Genomic DNA, 20,303 nt, shown 5'->3' on the forward strand with positions numbered 1-20,303 from the left:
TGAAGGGATGTCAAGCGATCTCGCTATCCATACCTCAACTTTCAACTTTCAACCTTCAACTTTGAACAAATAAGTATATGGCAATTCCTGTTATAGCAGTATTTGATGTTGGTAAAACCAACAAAAAGGTGTTCTTTTTTGATGAACAATATAAGATCGTATTAGAAAGATCTGTCCGGTTTGAAGAAACGGTGGATGAAGATGGTGACCCCTGTGAAGATATCAATCTACTTGCATCCTGGGTCAAAGAAAGACTTCGGGAGCTGGCTTCTCTCAAAGAATTTGATCTGAAAGCGGTAAACTTTTCGGCGTATGGGGCAAGTTTTGTTCATATTGACGAAAACGGCGATCCGGTCACTCCTCTTTATAATTATCTGAAGTCATACCCTGAAGAGCTCAAAAAACAGTTCTATGGTCAGTATGGAGGGGAATTAAAGATGTCGACAGAAACCGCTTCGCCGGTGCTCGGCAGTTTGAATTCCGGTATGCAGTTATACCGGTTAAAACATGAAAAGCCGGAACTCTTTAAAAAGATTGAATATTCGCTTCATCTCCCGCAATACCTTAGTTACCTGATTACACGTAAAGCATACAGCGATATTACAAGTATCGGCTGCCATACAGGTTTATGGGATTTTTCAAAAAAGGACTATCACCGCTGGGTAAAAGAGGAGGGCATTATTGAAAAGCTTGCTCCCTTGTATCCATCAGACGCAGCACTCGAGGTGCGGGCCGAAGGCAAAAAGTATTTTACAGGGGTTGGTCTTCACGACAGTTCAGCCGCTTTCATTCCCTTCATCACAAGTTTTCAGAAACCCTTTGTGTTGCTTTCCACGGGTACATGGTGTGTTAGCTTAAATGCATTTAATTCTTCACCGCTGACAGAAGAAGAACTGAAGAACGACTGCCTTTGCTACATCAGCTTCCGGGAAAACTTCGTAAAGGCATCTCGCCTGTTCGCCGGAAACGAGCATGAGCAGCAAAGTAAAAGAATAGCATCCCATTTTAACGTGGCAACCGGTTTTTATAACCGAATGCTGTATAATTCTGAAATAGCCGCCCGCCTGAAGGCTGAAAGTGACATAGTTGAACCTGCACGGCATTCGGGCGACCTCATTACCTCCGGTTTTGAGAATCGCGACCTCTCCCTATTTACGTCAAAGGAAGAAGCCTACCATCAGTTAATTATGGACTTGCTGAAAATGCAGACAAAGTCGACAAAATTAGTGTTAAACGGAACTTCTGTAAGACGTATATTTGTTGATGGAGGATTTAGCAGAAATCCGGTATATATGAACTTGCTGGCTGCGGCACTTCCTGAAATGGAGGTTTTTGCTGCTTCGGTAGCTCAGGCCACTTCTATTGGTGCCGCCCTTGCCCTGCATAATCACTGGAATTCAAATCCGCTTCCCTCCAGCATTATAGACTTAAAGTATTATTCAGCATCAGAATTAACAATATGACAGTCGGGTTATTTATACCCTGTTATGTAGATCAGTTTTATCCTCAGGCAGGCATTGCGACTTTACAGCTTCTCGAAAGGCTGGGAGTTGACGTTGTTTATCCTCCAAAGCAAACCTGTTGCGGACAGCCAATGGCCAATTCCGGCTTTTCTCATCTCACACAGGACTGTGATGATCTCATTACAGAGAGTTTTGCGGAGTTCGATTATGTAGTTGTACCTTCGGGAAGTTGTGCCCTGCACATTAAAGATCATCTGCATTCGGATAAGCATCCAGACGATGCCAGACATTTACGCACTAAGGTGTACGAACTGGTGGAATTCCTGACAGATATATTAAAGGTAAAAGATCTGAAGGCCCGGTTTCCGCACAAGGTTGGTGTTCATCAAAGCTGTCATGGCTTAAGAGGTCTCCATCTTTCGCAGATGAGTGAGCTGGTAGCCCCTCCGTTCTCTAAACCCGAACAGCTATTAAATATGGTGGAAGGGATCGAATTGATCCCTCTCAGCCGCGTCGATGAGTGCTGCGGTTTCGGCGGAACGTTTTGCGTGGCCGAAGAAGCCGTGTCTGCCAAGATGGGCAAAGATCGTGTCGCCGACCATATCAGTCATGGTGCAGAATATATTACTGGCGCCGACCTTTCCTGCTTAATGCATATGGAAGGTATTTTGCGCCGGCAAAAGAGTAACGTAAAGGTGATGCATATCGCTGAAATTTTGAATAGCTTATGAAAGACCACGCAGCGTTATCCGAAGAATTCAATATTGACGAGCCCAGGGTAAACTGGCATGATGAGACGTTATGGCTTATCAGGCAGAAACGTGATAAGGCAGTCCATGGAATTCCTGAATGGGAATGGCTGCGTGAAACGGCTTCACAGGTAAAGAACAATGTTCTTTCTAACCTGAGCGCCTATCTTGAACAGTTTGAAGCGAATGCACTTGCTAATGGCGTTTTCGTTCATTGGGCCGCCGATGCGAATGAGCACAACGAAATCATCCACTCTATTCTCAGAAAACATCAGGTGGAAAGGATGGTTAAAAGCAAGTCGATGCTTACTGAAGAGTGCCATCTGAATGACTACCTAACAGAGAATGGAATCGAAGTGATCGATTCCGATCTTGGCGAGCGGATCGTTCAGTTAGGAAATGAGCATCCCAGCCATATTGTGCTTCCCTGCATTCATAAAAAGAAGGAGGAAATAGGCGATCTCTTCCATAAATACTTGGGAACGGCGGCTGGAGAATCTGACCCGCAAATTCTTACTGAGGCGGCGAGGCAGCATCTCAGGGAAACATTCCTCACCCGCAAAGTGGCGCTTACAGGGGTAAACTTTGCCGTCGCCGAAACGGGCGAATTTGTGGTTTGTACGAATGAAGGCAATGCCGATATGGGCGCACATCTCGCTGATGTACATATAGCCAGTATGGGAATAGAAAAGATCATTCCCGAAAGAAAGCATTTAGGAGTATTCCTTCGTCTGCTCACACGAAGCGCTACCGGACAACCTATTACTACATATTCCAGCCACTTTAAAAGTCCCCGGCAGGGACAGGAAATGCATATTGTGCTGGTTGACAACGGGCGCAGCAGGCAACTGGGCCGGGAGAACTTCAGGAACTCCCTTAAATGCATTCGTTGCGGCTCATGCATGAACACCTGTCCCGTTTACCGAAGAAGCGGTGGACATAGTTATCACTCTGTGATCAGCGGACCGATTGGCTCTATTCTGGCCCCTAATCTGGATATGAAAGAATTCGCTGATCTGCCTTTTGCGTCAACGCTGTGTGGTTCCTGTTCTAATGTATGCCCGGTTAAAATAGACATCCACAATCAGCTATATAAATGGCGTCAGGTACTTGTGAAAGAGGGGTACGTAAGCAATACGAAAGCCATAAGTATGAAAACAATGACCTGGGTAATCTCTTTTCCTGCGCTATTCGCTTTTGCGGGTAAAACCGGGCGATGGGCGATGAAAAACCTGCCCTTTTTAGTAAATAATAAACTGAATCCCTGGTATAAAGCACGTGAAATGCCTGTACCCCCGAAAGAGTCGTTCAGAGACTGGTATGTTAAAAACCGGGGCCAGAAATAAAAGTCAGAATCTGAACGGATCAAAAAAGATATGCATATTGCTTTATCCCGCAACTCACAACATTCAACCCGCAACCCAGACTATGTCGAGCAGAGAAAAAATACTAGCATTAGTAAAGGCTAATCAGCCTTCCTTAACGTCACTGCCATCGCTGGATATTCCTGTCGATGTACATTTGGATCTAGTAGAGAATTTTACTTTTATAGCCACCAATATCGGAAGCAGAGTGATGGAGGTAAGCGGCTTTGATGAAATAAAGGAGACGATAGCGAAGCTTTTTTTACCCGGGCGGATCGTGTCGTCATTTCCTGAATTAGCGGATATCGCAGAAATACAACTCACAGATCCGGATCCTCATTCCTTAGCTAACGTCAATCTTGCTGTTCTCGGAGCGGAACTCGGCGTTTCAGAAAACGGGGCTTTGTGGCTGTCTGAGAACAATATGATGCAACGGGTGCTTCCCTTTATCTGTCAGCATCTTGCCCTCGTTGTGAATAAAAAAAGCATAGTAGCGAACATGCACGAAGCTTACCGGGTTTTAGGCAACAATAACCCAGGCTTTGGGGCCTTCATCGCAGGGCCATCGAAAACGGCTGATATTGAACAGTCACTTGTGCTCGGAGCACATGGCCCGAGAAGTATGACGGTTTTTTTGATCTGATTCACGACGATATTTTTACATTCCAGCTTCTTTAACCGGTTTTTTCTCCGTACGAGCAGGACAGTACAGGTTGCACAGGTGCTGCAGATTCGCTTATTTTTAGATAACCATAATATTATAAGACCTGAATGCGGAAAAAACAACGAGTGTTTCCCATTTCGCTTTGACAATATTGTTCCTATGACGTATACAATGAGGTACTTGGTGGAATTATCTGATCAGAATTTGTTTGATCTTTGCCGAAATGGTGATTCTAAAGCATTTGAAGAGCTTTATAACAGGTATTGGTCTAAATTGTATTCAAGTGCTTTTAAGAGGATTAAGGTAAGAGAAGTTGCCGAAGAGATAGTCCAGGAGCTTTTTACGAGTTTATGGACTAACCGCGAGAAAATTGCCATTCATACATCTTTTCAGAATTATTTGTACAGTTCGGTAACATATCTTGTCTTTGCTTACGTGCATAAAGAATGTAAACGCCGGTCATACGAAGAATTCACTCTTAGCAAAATAAATATTTTTGACAATTCTACCGAGGAGACCATTGCATTTAATGATTTAGGAAAGAAATTAGAAAACGAATTAAAACAACTACCCGACAGATGCCGCTCTGTTTTCGAACTGAGCCGTAAGCAATATAAATCGAATAAGGAGATAGCTTCTGTAATGGGAATCTCTGAAAAAACGGTTGAAAATCAAATTACAAAAGCACTTAGGATATTACGTGTAAACTTAAAATATCTAAGCCTCCTACTGTTTTTCGTCTTTACCAGGGCTTAATAACTTTCTCACCCGGGGCACTTAATCCTTACTTAAACTTTTTTTACTATCGCATAGGGGGAAGCCGCCCCGTAACTCACTATATAGTATAAACTGATTATAAGCTTTACTCAATTATATGAGAACGAAGATCTCTTCTGAGTTATTAGAGAAATATTTAAGGAATGAATGCAGTTCTGAAGAACTGAAATTGTTGCTGGACTGGTATGCATCCTTTGAAGATGATCTGGACCCCGTTGACATGCTTCCGCAAATACAACAGAAAGAACTGAAAGAAAGGATGCTGCAGCATATTCGGAGTAATCTGAAATATAAGCAGTTCGCATCCGAAAAGAAACCGGATACCGCTAAGCGCAACCTATATTATTCGTTGGCAGCTCTCGCCGCGGCAATTATCGTAGTATTTTCAATAGTACATTATTTTTTGCCAAAATCAGGTTCTTCAAAATCGGAAATAGTGCTGTCTGCCGATAAAACATCTTTCAGTAATGAATCTGGGAAATTAAAACACTGTACACTTCCCGATGGAAGTGATGTATGGCTTAAACCTAAAGCTAAAATCAGTTACACTCATGTTCCCCAAAGTAAATTCCGTGAAGTTAACTTGACCGGAGAATGCTTTTTTGATGTCAAACGCGATGTGCTGCATCCCTTCATTATTCGTACAGGAGAGTTGCGGACTAAGGTTCTCGGAACAAGCTTCAATGTAAAGGCATATAACAGTATGCGCTCTGCCGAAGTTTCCGTTGTTACAGGGAAGGTATACGTGTATATATCGAAGAATGGTTTTTCGGAGCGCAAAGGTATTATACTCTTACCTGCGCAAAAAGCGGTATATACACAAGGACATAAAGATATTATACAAGTTAAGGAAGATAGCCCGGACTTAAGGATATGGGAGAAGAGAAATATCTTCTTTGAAAATAAACCGATACCCCAGGTAGTGAAAGCGTTGAATGCTAAATTTAATGTCAATATAGAAGTAATAGATCCCGAGATAAATGACTACACGTTGAAAGCGGATTTTACGGGACAGAACTTGCCTGAAATTCTAGAGATGATAAGCAAGTCCCTGGATGTAAACTATGAAATAACAGAAGAAAGAATATTTATAAAAAGTAATGAGGATTAAACAAGCCAATTAAACCAACCAATATGACATGAAATAAAAAGCAGAATACTTCATAGAAAAAAGTTAAGAAGTGTGCGGGCACTTCTTAACTAAAACCTTTAGTTGAAACTATTGCACGCGGGTGCAAAGTGGTTTTTATTGTCTCATTTTTCGTCAAAATAAAACATTTAAAATTATGAAATTTTATTTACAACTTCCTAAAGACTTGTTGTTTATTATGAGAGTTACCTTAAGTCAGCTGGTTGTATTAATTGTATTGAGCGGTGTCTCCTTCGCGAGAGTGGGCAAAGCGCAGGGAATATTAAATAATACCATCAGTATTGATCTTACATCTTCCAACCTTCAAACTGCTCTTGCTGAAATAGAGAAATCAGCGAATGTTAAATTTGTGTACAGCAGAAATTTGATTAATATCGAACAAACAGTGTCCATTAAAGCGGATGACGAGAGATTATCAGAAATACTTAATTCCCTGCTCTATGAAAGGGGAATAAAGTACGACGTTATCAATAACCAAATCGTCTTAAGTAAGATGAAAAGAAAGGAAGCCCTGGAAAAAATAGACGGGCTGCTTACCCAATTATCTGAGGCGGCAGATATAATTATTTCGGGGAAAGTAACTTCGTCCCTCGGTGAGCCGTTAATTGGTGTAAGTATTAAGATAAAAGGGTCTAACCTTGGCGTAGCTACCGATGCAGGCGGTAATTACAGATTAAATGTTCCATCCGCTTATGCAAACGGAACTTTGGTAGTTACCTATTTGGGTTTCGCAACACAGGAACTGCCAGTTAATGGCCGCACCCGGATCGATATCCAGTTAAAAGAAGATGTAAGATCACTGGAGGAAGTTGTAGTGATAGGTTACGGCACGCAGAAAAAAGGAAACACGACGGGATCAATCGCTAAGATTACAGCCGAAGCGATAGAGGAACGTCCGATCACCCGTGTGGAACAGGCTTTACAGGGCCAGATGGCCGGCGTAAGTGTTCGAGCGACTTCCGGAGCCCCTGGCAGTGACATTACAGTAAGTGTAAGAGGTATCGCATCAATCGCAGGGTCTTCTGCGCCTCTCTACGTCGTCGATGGAGTTCCGCTTGATAACCTTTCGGGTATCAATCCGAGTGATATTCAATCAATCGATGTTTTGAAAGACGCTGCATCAGCAGCTATATACGGGTCAAGAGGGTCTAATGGAGTTGTTTTAGTCACGACAAAACGAGGCAAGACCGGCAAACCGGTGATTTCGCTATCAGCTTACTCTGCCGTGTCGAGCGTTGAAAGGAAAGTAGATGTGATGTCATCTGATCAATGGATTGAGTTTAACAAGAAATGGTATGACCGGCAGTGGATAATAAATAATCCTGGACAAAGCGCCTCCGCTACTCAGGCTGAAAGGATTGCTCTCCTAAGGAGCAAGACTGGCAAAGCCTATGGTACCAGAGATTCTTTATCTTCAATGAGAACCACGTATGGTATATATGATCCATTTTGGGGGACAGACGCGCTTGAGCGAATTGACTGGCAGGACGAAATATTTCGTACAGCTCCAACACACGACGTCCAGCTAAATGCTTCAGGTGCCACTGAGTCTTTGAGCTATTCAGTTTCCGGAGGCCTTTTTAAGCAAGATGGTACAATTTACGGGTCGTCCTTTAACAGGTATTCCCTGCGGGCAAATCTGGATGCCAAAATTAATGAACGTATCAAAATAGGCTTTAGCCTTGCGCCATCCGTTGGTCTGAGGGACGGATCCAATGTCGATGGAAAGGATAATGCAGTCGCCCGTTCAATAAGTTTTCCGGGATGGGTACTTGCCGGAACAGGAAGAATGGCCGGTGCCGATCCGTATAAGTTTTATGATACATGGGGACCGGGAGCAAACAACGTGAGTCCGTATGTACAGGCTGTGTATAACGAACGATACAATCGTGATACTCGTTTAAATACTTCGCTAAATGCCACGGTAAACGTAATTAAAGGATTAGATATCAATGGGCTTCTTGGATGGAATTACCGGGGCAACAGAGAACGGACTTACAGTCCCACCTGGATACAAGGGACATGGAATGCCGCCACTACTACACCAGGCTCACTATCCAGCTCAAAATATACCACCTTAACCGGTAACAGTTTATTGACTCAGGTTACGGCAACCTATAACCGGAGTTTTGGCGATCATTCTGTTGACGGCCTGCTGGGGGCCAGCGAAGAATCGTATAAAGAAGAGAATACAGATCAGGGCCAATCGGGTTTCCCGAACGACAAAAGCTGGGTTTTTATAAACATGAGAGGTACTACAACCAATTCTAATACGATTGGTTACACCGAAAATAGGTTAATATCCTATTTTGGCCGTTTTCAATATTCTTATAAAGAACGGTATTTGCTTTCTGCCTCCCTGAGATACGACGGCTCTTCTAAGTTCGGTCCGAACAATCGCTGGGGACTATTCCCCGCAGTTTCAGCAGGGTGGAAAATAAATGAAGAATCATTCCTGAGAGACGTCGATTGGCTGGGCACGGCGAAAATCCGCGCGAGCTGGGGGCAGGCTGGCAATGACCGGATCGGAACAGCATTGTTTCTTTCTAGTATGAGCGCTCTTAACTATCCTTTTGGCGACGCTCAGACCATGAATAATGGATTTGTGGTAGGGAATATTTCAAATTCTCTATTACGATGGGAAAAAACCAATAGCTACAATATTGGATTAGACTTCGGCATCTTGCGCGACAGAATATTCCTTTCTGCCGACTTTTATCATAAAAAGACTGTTGATTTATTGTTGAGTTCGCCTGTGTCGTTAACAACTGGCTTTGCCAATATGATGAGGAATATTGGAAATGTTGAAAACAGGGGCTTTGAACTTGAATTGAACTCGGTGAATCTTACAGGTAAATTCAGATGGAATACCTCGTTTAATTTATCCCTCAACAGAAACAAGATTACCAGCCTGACATCGGATAATGCCGATATAAGGTCTGGGCAGGGTAATACAATCATTCAAAGGGTAGGCAGTCCAATAAATTCCTACTATTTACTGGATGCTGTGGGGGTCTTGAGAGAAGCCGACTTTAATAAAGACGCCAGCGGAAACTGGATTGCTAAAGTCCCGGTCTTTTCTGGCCAGAAACCCGGGGATACCAAATACCGGGACGTGACAGGAGACGGAGTTATCAATGCGGCTGATTATATAGTTGCGGGAAACTACCAGCCAGACTTTGAATGGGGCTTAACCAACACGTTTTATTATAAAAAATTTGACCTTTCAATCCTCTTGCAAGGAAGGGTTGGTGGAGATTTGCTTTCCATTGGATCAAGGGGATGGAACAGAGCTACAAATGATCCCCGCTGGCTGTATATGGAGCAATGGTTAACTAAGGCATATTGGTCTGAAGAAGAACCTGGAGATGGTAAGGTGCCTGCATTCTTCTCAGCAGTTACTAGTGAATACGATACAAACTGGTTGTATGATGCAACGTATCTGAGAATTAAGAATATTGCTCTCGGGTACAATATTCCAATTAAAAATAAGGTGTTTAATAAGCTCAGGATTTATACCTCCTGCGACAATGTTTACATGTGGGATAACTACTATCCTGGTTTTTCTCCTGAAGCGGCAACACAGGATAATGCATCTTCCGATTGGGGTGCTTATCCTCAGGCAAGAACGTTTTCTTTTGGGATAAATGCAACGTTTTAATTCACACTAAATTTTGAAAGAGATGAATCCATTGAAAATAAATTTATCGTTAATCGCAGCAACTGTTATAATCGTTTTCATTTCCTCATGCGAAAGCAAACTGGATATTACACCGGTCGAAAATAACACATCCGGTCAGTTCTATACCAATGAAATTGAGATGAAACAGGCCGTCGTCGGAATATATGCCAGACTTGGCAGAAATGGCACAAATACTGATTTTGCAACCGATTATTTCTGGCTTGCTTCAGAAAACAGGTCTGATTTGTTGTACATAGCTGGCGAAACTTCTGCGCAAAATGATCAGCTTGAGCTCAGAAAGTATATCATTTCTCCTAATTCAGGAACAGTTTCTGCTATTTTTTCCCGGCTTTATGCACTTATTAAAGACGCAAATAACCTTTTGTACAATACAAAAGACGGCGAATATATGCGCTACAGAGCAGAAGCAAGCTTTCTAAGAGCGTATGCCTATTTTGAATTAGTTAGGTCGTTCGGTCCGGTTGCCCTGATTACAAAACCCATTGAGACCGAAGAAGCTGCAGGGCTTCCGCGCGAATCACCGGAGAATATATATGCTCAAATTATTGCCGATTTGCAATATGCTGCGGCAAATCTGTCTAAAGTCTACACTGGTGCTGAATCTGGAAGAGTTGGAAGCCTTGCTGCAAATGCACTACTGGGAGAAGTGTACATGACTATGGCTGGTTATCCGATGAATGATGCCTCCGCTTATGGAAAGGCTGAGGCTGCGTTAGCTGGAATTATTACAGATGTTAATGCCAGGTTCGGACCTGTATATTCTCAATTATTTACACTGGCCAATGAGAATAAGTACGACCTGTTTTCCATTCAGTTTGCTTCGGGGAATTCCACTACCGGATCCAGCCTCCCTGGTTACATTACGAGTTCCAGTGCTTCGGGAACACCATTTCCCGATTGGGCTTTTTCCTCTTTTAACCAGCAAGGCCAGGATATGAGAGTCGACACTATCTTGATTAAGGAGATGAAGGCAAATAACGATCTGCGGTTCAGTGCAAGTATTGATACCGGATTTTGGAGTACTTCCGTACCAACTACAAGGACATGGATTTCAAAGAATATTATTACTAAGTTTCTTGAAAAGGACAATACCAATTCTAGAATTAAAGCATGGAATGACTACCCGAGAAATTTTCCGATTATAAGGGATGCTGACGTATTCTTGTTATATGCCGAAGCTCTTGTCAGGAACAACAAAGCATCTCTGGCGAAACAATATGTTGACCGGATCAGGACCAGGGCCGGGCTTAATGCTTTGGCCAGCGATCCAACGATAGATGACATCAAGAGAGAAAGAAAATATGAATTTATCGGCGAAGGCCGGCGCTACTTTGATCTTGTGAGATGGGGCGAAACAGAGGCTATTTCCATATTGACAAACTTTGCGCGTAATTATCATTCCAAAACAAACGGGCAGCTTCCAACTAAAAAGGATTTACTGTTACCCATCCCTCAAAATGAACTGAAAACCCGGAATAACTGGGATCAGAATTTTGGGTATTAAACAAACTGCTTGCAGTAAATGGTCTTGTTTTAACAGGGCCATTTACTCACTTATACCCTCCGAAAATGTGCATAGACCGGCTTTGAATACCGCCTCTGTTTCGTTCTAAAATCGCTCTTTGTTGCTACATCCCATTTATTGCTCCCACTCTCTGGATGGAGCAAAATTTTTGCAAAAACGGGATACGGCAGGTTGCCGTTGGCAAACATCCGTCATGATTTTAATGATTTGAAAAACGATAAACCAATTATATCTATAAATATGACAATTCAAGTGAGGAAAACGGCGAAAGCCTCTGTTATAGTCCATAATTATAAGATGGCGGTCTGCCTGATGGTTACCCTGGTGCTGACAAATGTTGCCATGTCGCAGAAAATTTTAGAAACTGGCTCTGTAAGTCCAATGCCTGAAGAGTGGATCGATAAAGATACCGGGCATAAAATAGTCCGCCTATCCAGGTTGCAGGGTAACAACGCAAGTTTTTATTTTCACAACAATCCGTTTTTAAGACCAGATTTGATGGCGTTCTTCCATTCAGACGAGGCAGGCGACAGACAGATTCATACTGTGGACCTAAATACTTTAAAGACAACTGCACTTACAAATTCTCCATCCAGAAAGGGAGCAGAAATAGTTTCTCCGTTAACATCCGAGGTTTTTTATCAAACAAAAGACAGTGTTTTCGCCGTATCTGCAGTTACCAGAAAAGTAAGGCTCGTTTATGTTTTTCCGGCAGATTTTAAAGCAAACATCACCACATTAAATGCTGATGCAAGTATGCTGGCTGGCACATATGCTACAAAGGAGCAACAAGATATACTGAAGCGATATCCTGAAAAGCGTGACTTTTTCACGAGGATATATGATGCCCACTTACCTAATACCTTGTTTACAATCAATATTAAAACGGGCGAGCTGAAAAAGATCCATACAGAAAACACATGGCTGGGACACGTTCAGTTTTCGCCGGTAAATCCTAAGCTGCTGATGTTCTGTCATGAGGGGCCCTGGCATAAGGTTGATCGTATCTGGACTATAGATATAGGGAGCCGGGAGGAGAAATTAATGCACAAGCGTTCAATGGATATGGAAATAGCAGGACACGAGTTTTTTAGTCCGGATGGTCAAACAATCTGGTTCGACTTGCAGAAGCCGCGGGGAGAGACCTTCTATCTGGCTGGAACCGATATTAAAACCGGAAAAGAGCGATCCTTTCAGTTAAGCCGCGACGAATGGTCTATTCATTACAATATATTTAAAAACGGAGAAATATTTGCGGGAGATGGCGCCAATTCATCGCAGGTCGCTAAGGCCGAAAATGGTATGTGGATATACCTTTTTAAACCAGATGGTGAGCGATTCAAATCAGAGAAGCTTGTTAATATGAAGAAACATAATTATGCGTTAGAGCCAAATGTCCACTTCTCACCTAACGGGAAGTGGATTATTTTCAGAGCTAACTTTGAGGGAAGCGAGCAGATATACGCCGCTGCGATTAATAAATAATTTCCCATGTCAGCGAATGAAGAAATATCATGACTAACAGGATAGCTATAAGACGAAACCAGTCTTAGCAGAAGCCGCTGCTCTGAGCGACGGTCCTATTTCCGAGGTTTGTACGAAGTTAAAATTTATAGACGGAGCTTGAAATGGAAGGCTAGCATGTTTAGTGCAATAATTATGTAACAGAACCGACACTTCCGCCGTATTTAAAGCGTTATGGACGATTAGAAAGGTCTCAGCTTCTTTTCCTTGATGTTTTATGAAAAACCGGGTAACTTCATCCCAACGATCAGAAACGTTTGGGTTGAAAATCTCGACGTCGAAAGAGGGGGAACTTAAGGCCTCCTTGTCCTCGTTTACAAGGAATCGCCCGTAGAAGATCTCAGGATGATTAATTGTACGATAAAAGGAGTCAATACTCCTTATAAAGTAGATTATGTACGAAGTTTGCACCTGGAAAATGTAAAGATAAACGGTGAAATGGTAATATTGCCTGATACGCTGAAGGTAAGGTGAGGAAGGTTGAAAGGCATAAAGTGGGAAGGTAAGAGGTTAAAGGTTAAAGCAAAAAGCGACTGATATAGGTGTTAAATTGAGGCATGCAAGCAGGAAGCTTTTAACTTTAGACTTTAAGTTTTCTGCTTAAAATATAATGTTCATGATAAAAAAACGCGTTTCAGTATTTATAATAGGGTTACTGGTAGGTTGGAGAAGCACAGGGATGGCACAGCAACCGGTATCGCAGCAGCAGGGATGGTGGCATGGTATTGAACGTGAGATGCATTACAAGCCAGACGGAGCTGACTTTCTACTGGTAAATGGGAAGAAACGTTTTAACCGTGCCTTGTATGGAACAAATACGGCGTTCAGGGTTGAAGCTGGAGACCTTCCTGAATTTGCGTTGTACATGCCTGGAATGGGAGGAAATCTGAAATTCGGATTAATCGCTGGAAACACGAGTAAATGGCTGATCGATGCGAAGGAAATCATAACAAGGTACAGCCCAGGAGAGATGCACTATGATATTAAGGATCCCATTCTTGGAAACGGATCGCTTCACCTTACAGTACTTGCTCTCTCTGCTGCCGAAGGTATTGTTGTAAAAGTCAACTCAACAGGCATAGCACATAACGTGGAGCTGTTTGCTGCTTTCGGTGGTGCCACAGGTAGAAAATTTAGCCGCGATGGCGATATAGGGGCTGATCCAGAGTCATCATTTTATTTGAATCCCGACTATTGCAGAGGAAATATCTACACTATAAAGAAGAACGGGTTTAAGTTAACTTTTGGAGGAGGAAAAGACATCAGGCAATCGGCAGGCGTCTTCCCTTCGGGTATGAAGCTTAAGCTTTCTGCTGCCGACAAACAGGCATCGCCCCTGGGACTCTATCTTTCTGTACAGAACGCCTTGCCCCTGGTTTGCGGCAGGATGAATATAAAAGCCGGAAAGGCAACTTATTTTATGGTGCAGAATGCAGCCGATAAGAAAGCTCCCTCGTATTCAAAGCTTCGCGATCTCTTTAATAAATCCGAACAGGCGCGAATGGCTCTTGTTCAGCGGGTAAAGGTCAATACTCCTGATCCTTATATCAATACACTGGGAGGAGCGCTGGCAATGGCTGCAGATGCAATATGGGAAGAACCTTCTTATATGCATGGCGCCATAGCCTGGAGAATGCGCCTGCCTGCCTGGCGTGGACCGTACATCGCCGATCCGCTTGGATGGCACGACCGGGCCCGAACTCATTTCAGTAGCTATGCCAAATCGCAGGTGGTGACGCCCGAAAGGGGGCCTGTTGTTCCGGATACGGCCCTGCATCTGGCCCGGCAGCAGGAACAAATGGGCACAGCTATATTTGGCAGCGGCTATATCTCCCGTAATCCAAATGATAACAGCAAACCGCACCATTACGATATGAATCTGGTGTACATTGACGCATTACTCAATCATTTCAAATGGAACGGCGATCTAAAATTTATTAAAGAGATGTGGCCGGTGATCAGCCGGCACCTCGACTGGGAAAAACGGAACTTCGATGCCGACGGAGATGGTTTGTATGATGCCTATGCTGCCATCTGGGCCAGCGACGCACTTCAATACAGCGGTGGTGGCGTCATGCACAGTTCTGCGTATAATTACCGCGCAAATCGCATGGCAGCAGAGATCGCTGCGCTGATCGGCGAAAACCCTGTGCCGTACAAACAGGAGGCCGATAAAATAATAAAAGCTATAAACTCCAGTCTCTGGATGCCCCAAAAAGCTTGGTATGCCGAGTACAAAGATTTATTGGGAGAGAAGCTTGTTCATCCTTACGGGGGCTTATGGACGGTATATCACACTATCGATTCTAAGGTTTCCGATCCCTTCCAGGCCTACGGGGCAACCCGTTATGTGGACACAGAAATTCCTCATATCCCCATTAGAGCTAAGGGATTGGAGGAGAATAACCTCTATACACTTTCTAGCTCTGCCTGGCAGCCTTATACCTGGTCCGTGAATAATGTTGCCTTGGCGGAACTGCTGCATACCTCCCTGGCATACTGGCAAACTGGCCGTATGGACGATGCTTTTCGGCTGTGGAAGAGTAGTCTGGTCGAAAGCATGTATCTGAGCTCCAGTCCCGGAGGATTTGAACAACTTTCTTTCTATGATGCTCAACGCGGAGAGTTATACCGTGATTTTGCTGATCCCATTGGTGTGGCGGGTCGTACCCTGGTTGAAGGTCTCTTCGGTATATTGCCCGATGCGCTGGCTGATACCCTTACGCTCCGCCCGGGCTTTCCTGCTTCCTGGGATTTTGCCTCCCTCCAGGTCCCTGATATCTCATTTGAATTTAAAAAATCCGGCGACAAAGACTCGTATACGATTGTCACCTCTTTTAAAAAGGCAATGAATTTAAAGATGTTACTCCCAGCCAGAACTGTTGCCGTTCGCTCGGTATCGATAAATGGAGAGAAGGTCAGCTGGAAGAGCTCCGGTGAGGTCGTGGGAACTCCTCAGCTCGAGATTGCTGCGCCTAAAGCACAGCGTTACCACGTCGAAATTGAGTGGGATGGTGTAGCCCCGGATAAGCCTAAGGTAAGAGCGCCGGTGTTTGATGCTCCATTTAACGTGTCGTTTTCACAGGCCAGTATCGAAAAGTATTACGACCCGCAGCGTGCATTGTCAGGGGTTCGGATTGTTGATGGTAATAGCCTCAATGTCGACCGCCTTGCCGGAAGGGATCATGCAACCATCTTTGTTAAGCTAAGGCAAAGGGACTTTACCTGGTGGGAGCCAATATCTCTCGACATAAAGCCCGAAGTGGAGTTCACTTTTCTTGCTGATCAGACAACGGCCGGCCTTAGATTCACAGTAACGAATAATGAGGGAATCGTAAAAAGAGGAATCCTGCGTGTGAATCAGGGGGTAAGGGATTTTTCTCAAACACTGGAGATTAATAAGGGTGCGTCGGCAGAGATTACCGTACCGGGAGCTTATACGCTCACGGGGACCAATAAAATACGCTTTGAATATGGTCGTGGTTATTCAGCTGATACTACAATCGTGAACTGGAATGCACGAACCGCTGGTCCCCTTTGGCAGAAAGTGGACTTACAAGCCTATTTTAACGATAAGGTTAGTTCTATTTTTAAGAATAAATACCTTTCGCCGCGACCATCTTCACCCACTCTGCAACTGCCATGGCAGGGAATTGGCAACTGGTGTTATCCGCTTACAAGCGCTGAGATAGACGACTCCGGACTTCGGCGTATGGCTTTTGGAAAAGGACAGGTACAGCTTCCTGTTGGAGTTCCTTTAGCTACTCCCGGCGCAGCGCTGCTTAAGAATATCGTTTTTACGTCCAAATGGGATAACTATCCCGATTTCGTGTCCATTCCCTTAAACGGGAGGGCGTCGCATGCTTACTTTATGATGGCCGGCTCTACCAATCCCATGCAAAGCCGGTTCGATAATGGAGAACTGCTCATTTACTATACAGATAATACATTTGAGCGCCTTGCTTTGAGAAATCCGGAAAACTGGTGGCCTATAGAGCAGGATTATTATGTGGATGGAGCCGCGTTTACTACAGGAGCCCCGCAACCTTATCGGGTGTATCTTAAAACTGGCACAGTTGGGCGGTATAATACTAATTATGGAACGATCAACGGCTTCACAAACCGGGCAATTGATGGAGGGGCTGCTACTGTACTCGATCTCCCGCTCAATCCTGCGAAGGAGCTAAAAGAGTTAAGATTGAGAGCCCTTGCAAATGATGTTGTGATTGGCTTGATGAGTGTGACCTTACAAAGGTGAGCGTGTAAAGTTATAACGATCAGTATTGGCAGCAGGATACAACAGGATGGAAATAGATCAAAATCCTGTTAATTTAGACTCATAAAACCAATTATAATGGACGCCATTAGCTGCCGGTTGCCTTACTTGTTGAAGACCCAGGTACATATACCATACCTTGTCTTCAGGCAGAAAAGTTGGGCTGTATTAAGCGTTGTTCTGATGACATTGCTCTATCTCCCTTCAGTTTCGGCTCAGGTTACTTCTTTTAAGTTTGATTTTGGAAACGGTAAAACAGCAAAGGGATATAAGCAGGTAATTTCTGAAATGCAGTACACTGCTGAAAGAGGGTATGGCTTTCTCCCTGGCGCCAGCCTGAAAGCTTCGGACCACCGGGGTAAAGATCCTTTAACTACCGACTTTATTAGCAGCGAAAAACCTTTCTTTTTCTCGGTGAGAGTACCCGAAGGAAATTATAATGTGACCGTCACTATGGGTGATGAAAAAGGATCGTCTGTTCAGACGATCCGGGTAGAGAACCGGCGGCTGATGGTGGAAAACACACTTACCCGAAACGGAAAGATTACTAAAAAGACCTTTACAGTTCATGTCCGTACTCCTGATATCGCCGGTAGCGGTGAGCGGGTAAGGCTCAAACCACGGGAATCAGGCTATTTTCATTGGGATGATCAGCTTACCATTGAGTTTAACGGAAAAGAACCTAAAATTTGCGGTGTTGAAATAGAGAGGACAGATAAGTCGGTAAGTGTTTTCCTCGCGGGGAACTCGACAGTGGTAGACCAGGCTGATGAACCTTATGCCGCCTGGGGGCAAATGATCCCCGTATTCTTTCAGCCGGGGAAAGTCGTAATCGCCAACTATGCCGAGTCGGGTGAAACTCTTAAAGCATTCAGGGCTGAAAGAAGGCTAGCGAAAATATTAAGCCTGATCAAAGCAGGAGATTATCTTTTTATTGAATTTGTTCATAATGACCAGAAGCCGGGAGGAAATCACCTGGATCCTTTTACTACCTATAAGGAAACAATTAACGAATATATCCAGGCAGCACGTCAAAAGGGAGCTTTTCCTGTTTTAATTACTTCTATGCATCGCCGGAACTTTGATGAAAATGGGAAAATCATAAACACGCTTGGCGATTATCCTGAGGCAATGCGGCAGTTAGGCAAACAAGAAAACGTCCCGGTTATAGATCTCAACGCCATGAGCAAACAGCTATACGAAGCCTGGGGGCCTGAGGCGTCATTGAAAGCGTTTGTCCATTTCCCTGCAAATACGTTCCCCGGACAAATCCAAAAGCTGGAGGATAATACTCACTTTACACCTTACGGCGCTTATGAACTGGCAAAATGTATGGTCGAAGGGATAAAGAAAGAAGTCCCTGGTTTAGCTAAATACCTTCGGAGCACTTCGACTTTCAACCCATCAATGCCTGATCCTGTGGATCAATGGGACTGGCCCCTGAGTCCGAAGGTGTCTGTAGCCAAACCAGACGGAAATTGATTTAAGAGCTTTATTATGCGAAGGAGATATATTACAGCTATTCTTACCCTTACATGCTTTTCTTTTTCGGGCTATCCGCAAACAAAGAAGCGGCCTAATATCATAATCATTCTGGCAGACGATATGGGCTATTCTGATATAGGTTGCTTTGGATCGGAGATTCAAACCCCTAATCTGGATGACCTGGCAAGGAACGGACTGAAGATGACGAATTTCTATAATGCTTCACGTTGTTGTCCCAGCAGGGCGTCCCTTCTTACTGGACTGTTCCAGCATCAGGCAGGTGTGGGAGATATGATGAATACGCGTCCGCAGTCAGCTTACCAGGGTTATCTGAATAATAACTGCGTAACGATTGCCGAAGCGCTGAAACGTGCTGGTTATAATGCTTTTATGACTGGGAAATGGCATGTTGGTCAGGCCCCCGAGCACTGGCCGTTAAAGCGCGGTTTCGATCGCTATTACGGATTGATAGATGGCGCCGCCAGTTATTTCGGACTTTATCCTTACCGGCCTAACCAAAAGTTAACTATAGCACTCGGCGATAAGCCTGTCACTCCGGGCGAGAATTATTATTCTACAAATGCTTATACCGATTATGCAATTAAGTTTATAGAAGAGAGCGAACCATCAGGTAAACCATTTTTTCTTTATCTGGCTTACCAGGCCCCGCACTGGCCCCTTCATGCCTTGCCTGAAGATATTGCCAGATATCGGGGTGAATATAAAGAAGGTTGGGATAAGCTTCGCGAAGCGCGGTTTAAAAAGATGAAGCAGTTGGGCATTCTGGATAAGAATTGTGAGTTGTCGCCCCGGGATAAACAGGTAAGCGATTGGGAAAGTTTGAGTCAGGAAGAAAAAGAAAGCTGGGAAGAGAAGATGGCGGTATATGCTGCGATGATTGACAGGATGGATCAGAATATTGGCAGGATAAAAAGTAAGCTGAAGGAGTTGGGGGAAGACCAAAATACAGTAATTATATTCCTGTCCGACAATGGAGGAAGCAACGAGTCTATAAGAGGCAATGGATTTCTTCCGGACATCATTGAAGCGGCGAAGAAACCGGCCAGCGACCCTGCGTCTTTTACGTCTTACGGATTCGCAGGAGCGAACCTAAGTAATACTCCGTTCCGCCTGTTTAAACACTGGGAATATGAAGGAGGGACGGCCACACCCTTTATTGCATGGGCCCCTTCGGTAATTAAAAAGGGAAATGTTAGCAGTCAGCCGGCCCATATTATTGATATCATGCCGACCTGCCTCGATCTTGCCGGTGCGAAGTATCCGAAAGCATATAAAGGAAATACTATTAAACCCACTGAAGGACTTAGTCTTATTCCCCTTTTTAATGGAAAGGAATGGAAGGGCCACGATGCTTTATATTTTGAGCATGAAGGAAACAAAGCCGTAAGGCATGGCGACTGGAAAATTGTTTCTGAGTTTCCGGAGAATAAATGGCGCTTATATAATCTAAAAGCAGATCGTTCTGAGTTGGTTGATTTAAGCGATAAGCATAAGGCCAAAGTAAAGGAGCTAGCTTCCTTATATGAATCATGGGCTAAGAGAGCAGAAGTAATTCCCTTCGAAGAGTTGAATAGCAACAGGGGAGACAAGTTTCAAAACTGA

The 20,303-nt window shown here is 43.9% G+C and carries 12 protein-coding genes; all 12 read left to right on the plus strand.

The window, feature by feature from the left end; genetic code table 11:
* The first annotated feature begins 77 nt into the window (after positions 1–77).
* Positions 78–1,463, plus strand: coding sequence for an FGGY-family carbohydrate kinase (locus BDE36_RS04330; protein WP_141813870.1), 1,386 nt, complete (start codon positions 78–80; stop codon positions 1,461–1,463).
* Entirely contained in the window at positions 1,460–2,194 is a 735-nt protein-coding gene (locus BDE36_RS04335; protein ID WP_141813871.1) for a (Fe-S)-binding protein, read from the plus strand. Before BDE36_RS04330 ends, BDE36_RS04335 begins: the two co-directional genes overlap by 4 nt.
* On the plus strand, positions 2,191–3,558 hold the full coding sequence (locus tag BDE36_RS04340; RefSeq protein WP_141813872.1) for a lactate utilization protein B: 1,368 nt from the start codon (positions 2,191–2,193) through the stop codon (positions 3,556–3,558). The genes BDE36_RS04335 and BDE36_RS04340 overlap by 4 nt, the downstream gene beginning before the upstream one ends.
* Before the next feature lie 82 nt (positions 3,559–3,640).
* Entirely contained in the window at positions 3,641–4,219 is a 579-nt protein-coding gene (locus BDE36_RS04345; protein WP_141813873.1) for a LutC/YkgG family protein, read from the plus strand.
* 192 nt (positions 4,220–4,411) lie between these two features.
* Positions 4,412–4,996, plus strand: coding sequence for an RNA polymerase sigma-70 factor (locus BDE36_RS04350; protein ID WP_161987534.1), 585 nt, complete (start codon positions 4,412–4,414; stop codon positions 4,994–4,996).
* 118 nt (positions 4,997–5,114) lie between these two features.
* Positions 5,115–6,128 (plus strand): FecR family protein, encoded by a 1,014-nt coding sequence (locus tag BDE36_RS04355; protein WP_141813875.1) that lies wholly within the window; start codon positions 5,115–5,117, stop codon positions 6,126–6,128.
* 175 nt (positions 6,129–6,303) lie between these two features.
* Entirely contained in the window at positions 6,304–9,828 is a 3,525-nt protein-coding gene (locus BDE36_RS04360; protein ID WP_235904165.1) for a TonB-dependent receptor, read from the plus strand.
* A 22-nt stretch (positions 9,829–9,850) separates the two neighbouring features.
* Positions 9,851–11,374 (plus strand): RagB/SusD family nutrient uptake outer membrane protein, encoded by a 1,524-nt coding sequence (locus BDE36_RS04365; RefSeq protein ID WP_141813876.1) that lies wholly within the window; start codon positions 9,851–9,853, stop codon positions 11,372–11,374.
* A gap of 261 nt (positions 11,375–11,635) precedes the next feature.
* The gene (locus BDE36_RS04370; protein WP_235904167.1) at positions 11,636–12,880 is read left to right on the plus strand and encodes an oligogalacturonate lyase family protein; all 1,245 of its coding nucleotides are present in this window, start codon (positions 11,636–11,638) and stop codon (positions 12,878–12,880) included.
* Positions 12,881–13,535: 655 nt separating this feature from the next.
* Positions 13,536–17,177: a DUF4450 domain-containing protein gene (locus BDE36_RS04375; protein ID WP_202618079.1), complete on the plus strand. Its 3,642-nt coding sequence runs from the start codon at positions 13,536–13,538 to the stop codon at positions 17,175–17,177.
* A 96-nt stretch (positions 17,178–17,273) separates the two neighbouring features.
* Complete coding sequence (locus BDE36_RS04380; RefSeq protein ID WP_235904169.1) at positions 17,274–18,677, plus strand: rhamnogalacturonan acetylesterase; 1,404 nt, start codon at positions 17,274–17,276, stop codon at positions 18,675–18,677.
* Positions 18,678–18,692: 15 nt separating this feature from the next.
* A complete protein-coding gene (locus BDE36_RS04385; RefSeq protein WP_141813877.1) occupies positions 18,693–20,303 on the plus strand; it encodes an arylsulfatase in 1,611 nt (536 codons plus the stop codon).

This window comes from Arcticibacter tournemirensis, from assembly GCF_006716645.1.
GTDB lineage: Bacteria > Bacteroidota > Bacteroidia > Sphingobacteriales > Sphingobacteriaceae > Arcticibacter > Arcticibacter tournemirensis.

Coding starts and splice junctions, on each gene's coding strand:
- BDE36_RS04330 (WP_141813870.1), top strand. CDS start 78: ATGGCAATTCCTGTTATAGCAGTATTTGATGTTGGTAAAACCAACAAA.
- BDE36_RS04335 (WP_141813871.1), top strand. CDS start 1,460: ATGACAGTCGGGTTATTTATACCCTGTTATGTAGATCAGTTTTATCCT.
- BDE36_RS04340 (WP_141813872.1), top strand. CDS start 2,191: ATGAAAGACCACGCAGCGTTATCCGAAGAATTCAATATTGACGAGCCC.
- BDE36_RS04345 (WP_141813873.1), top strand. CDS start 3,641: ATGTCGAGCAGAGAAAAAATACTAGCATTAGTAAAGGCTAATCAGCCT.
- BDE36_RS04350 (WP_161987534.1), top strand. CDS start 4,412: ATGAGGTACTTGGTGGAATTATCTGATCAGAATTTGTTTGATCTTTGC.
- BDE36_RS04355 (WP_141813875.1), top strand. CDS start 5,115: ATGAGAACGAAGATCTCTTCTGAGTTATTAGAGAAATATTTAAGGAAT.
- BDE36_RS04360 (WP_235904165.1), top strand. CDS start 6,304: ATGAAATTTTATTTACAACTTCCTAAAGACTTGTTGTTTATTATGAGA.
- BDE36_RS04365 (WP_141813876.1), top strand. CDS start 9,851: ATGAATCCATTGAAAATAAATTTATCGTTAATCGCAGCAACTGTTATA.
- BDE36_RS04370 (WP_235904167.1), top strand. CDS start 11,636: ATGACAATTCAAGTGAGGAAAACGGCGAAAGCCTCTGTTATAGTCCAT.
- BDE36_RS04375 (WP_202618079.1), top strand. CDS start 13,536: ATGATAAAAAAACGCGTTTCAGTATTTATAATAGGGTTACTGGTAGGT.
- BDE36_RS04380 (WP_235904169.1), top strand. CDS start 17,274: ATGGACGCCATTAGCTGCCGGTTGCCTTACTTGTTGAAGACCCAGGTA.
- BDE36_RS04385 (WP_141813877.1), top strand. CDS start 18,693: ATGCGAAGGAGATATATTACAGCTATTCTTACCCTTACATGCTTTTCT.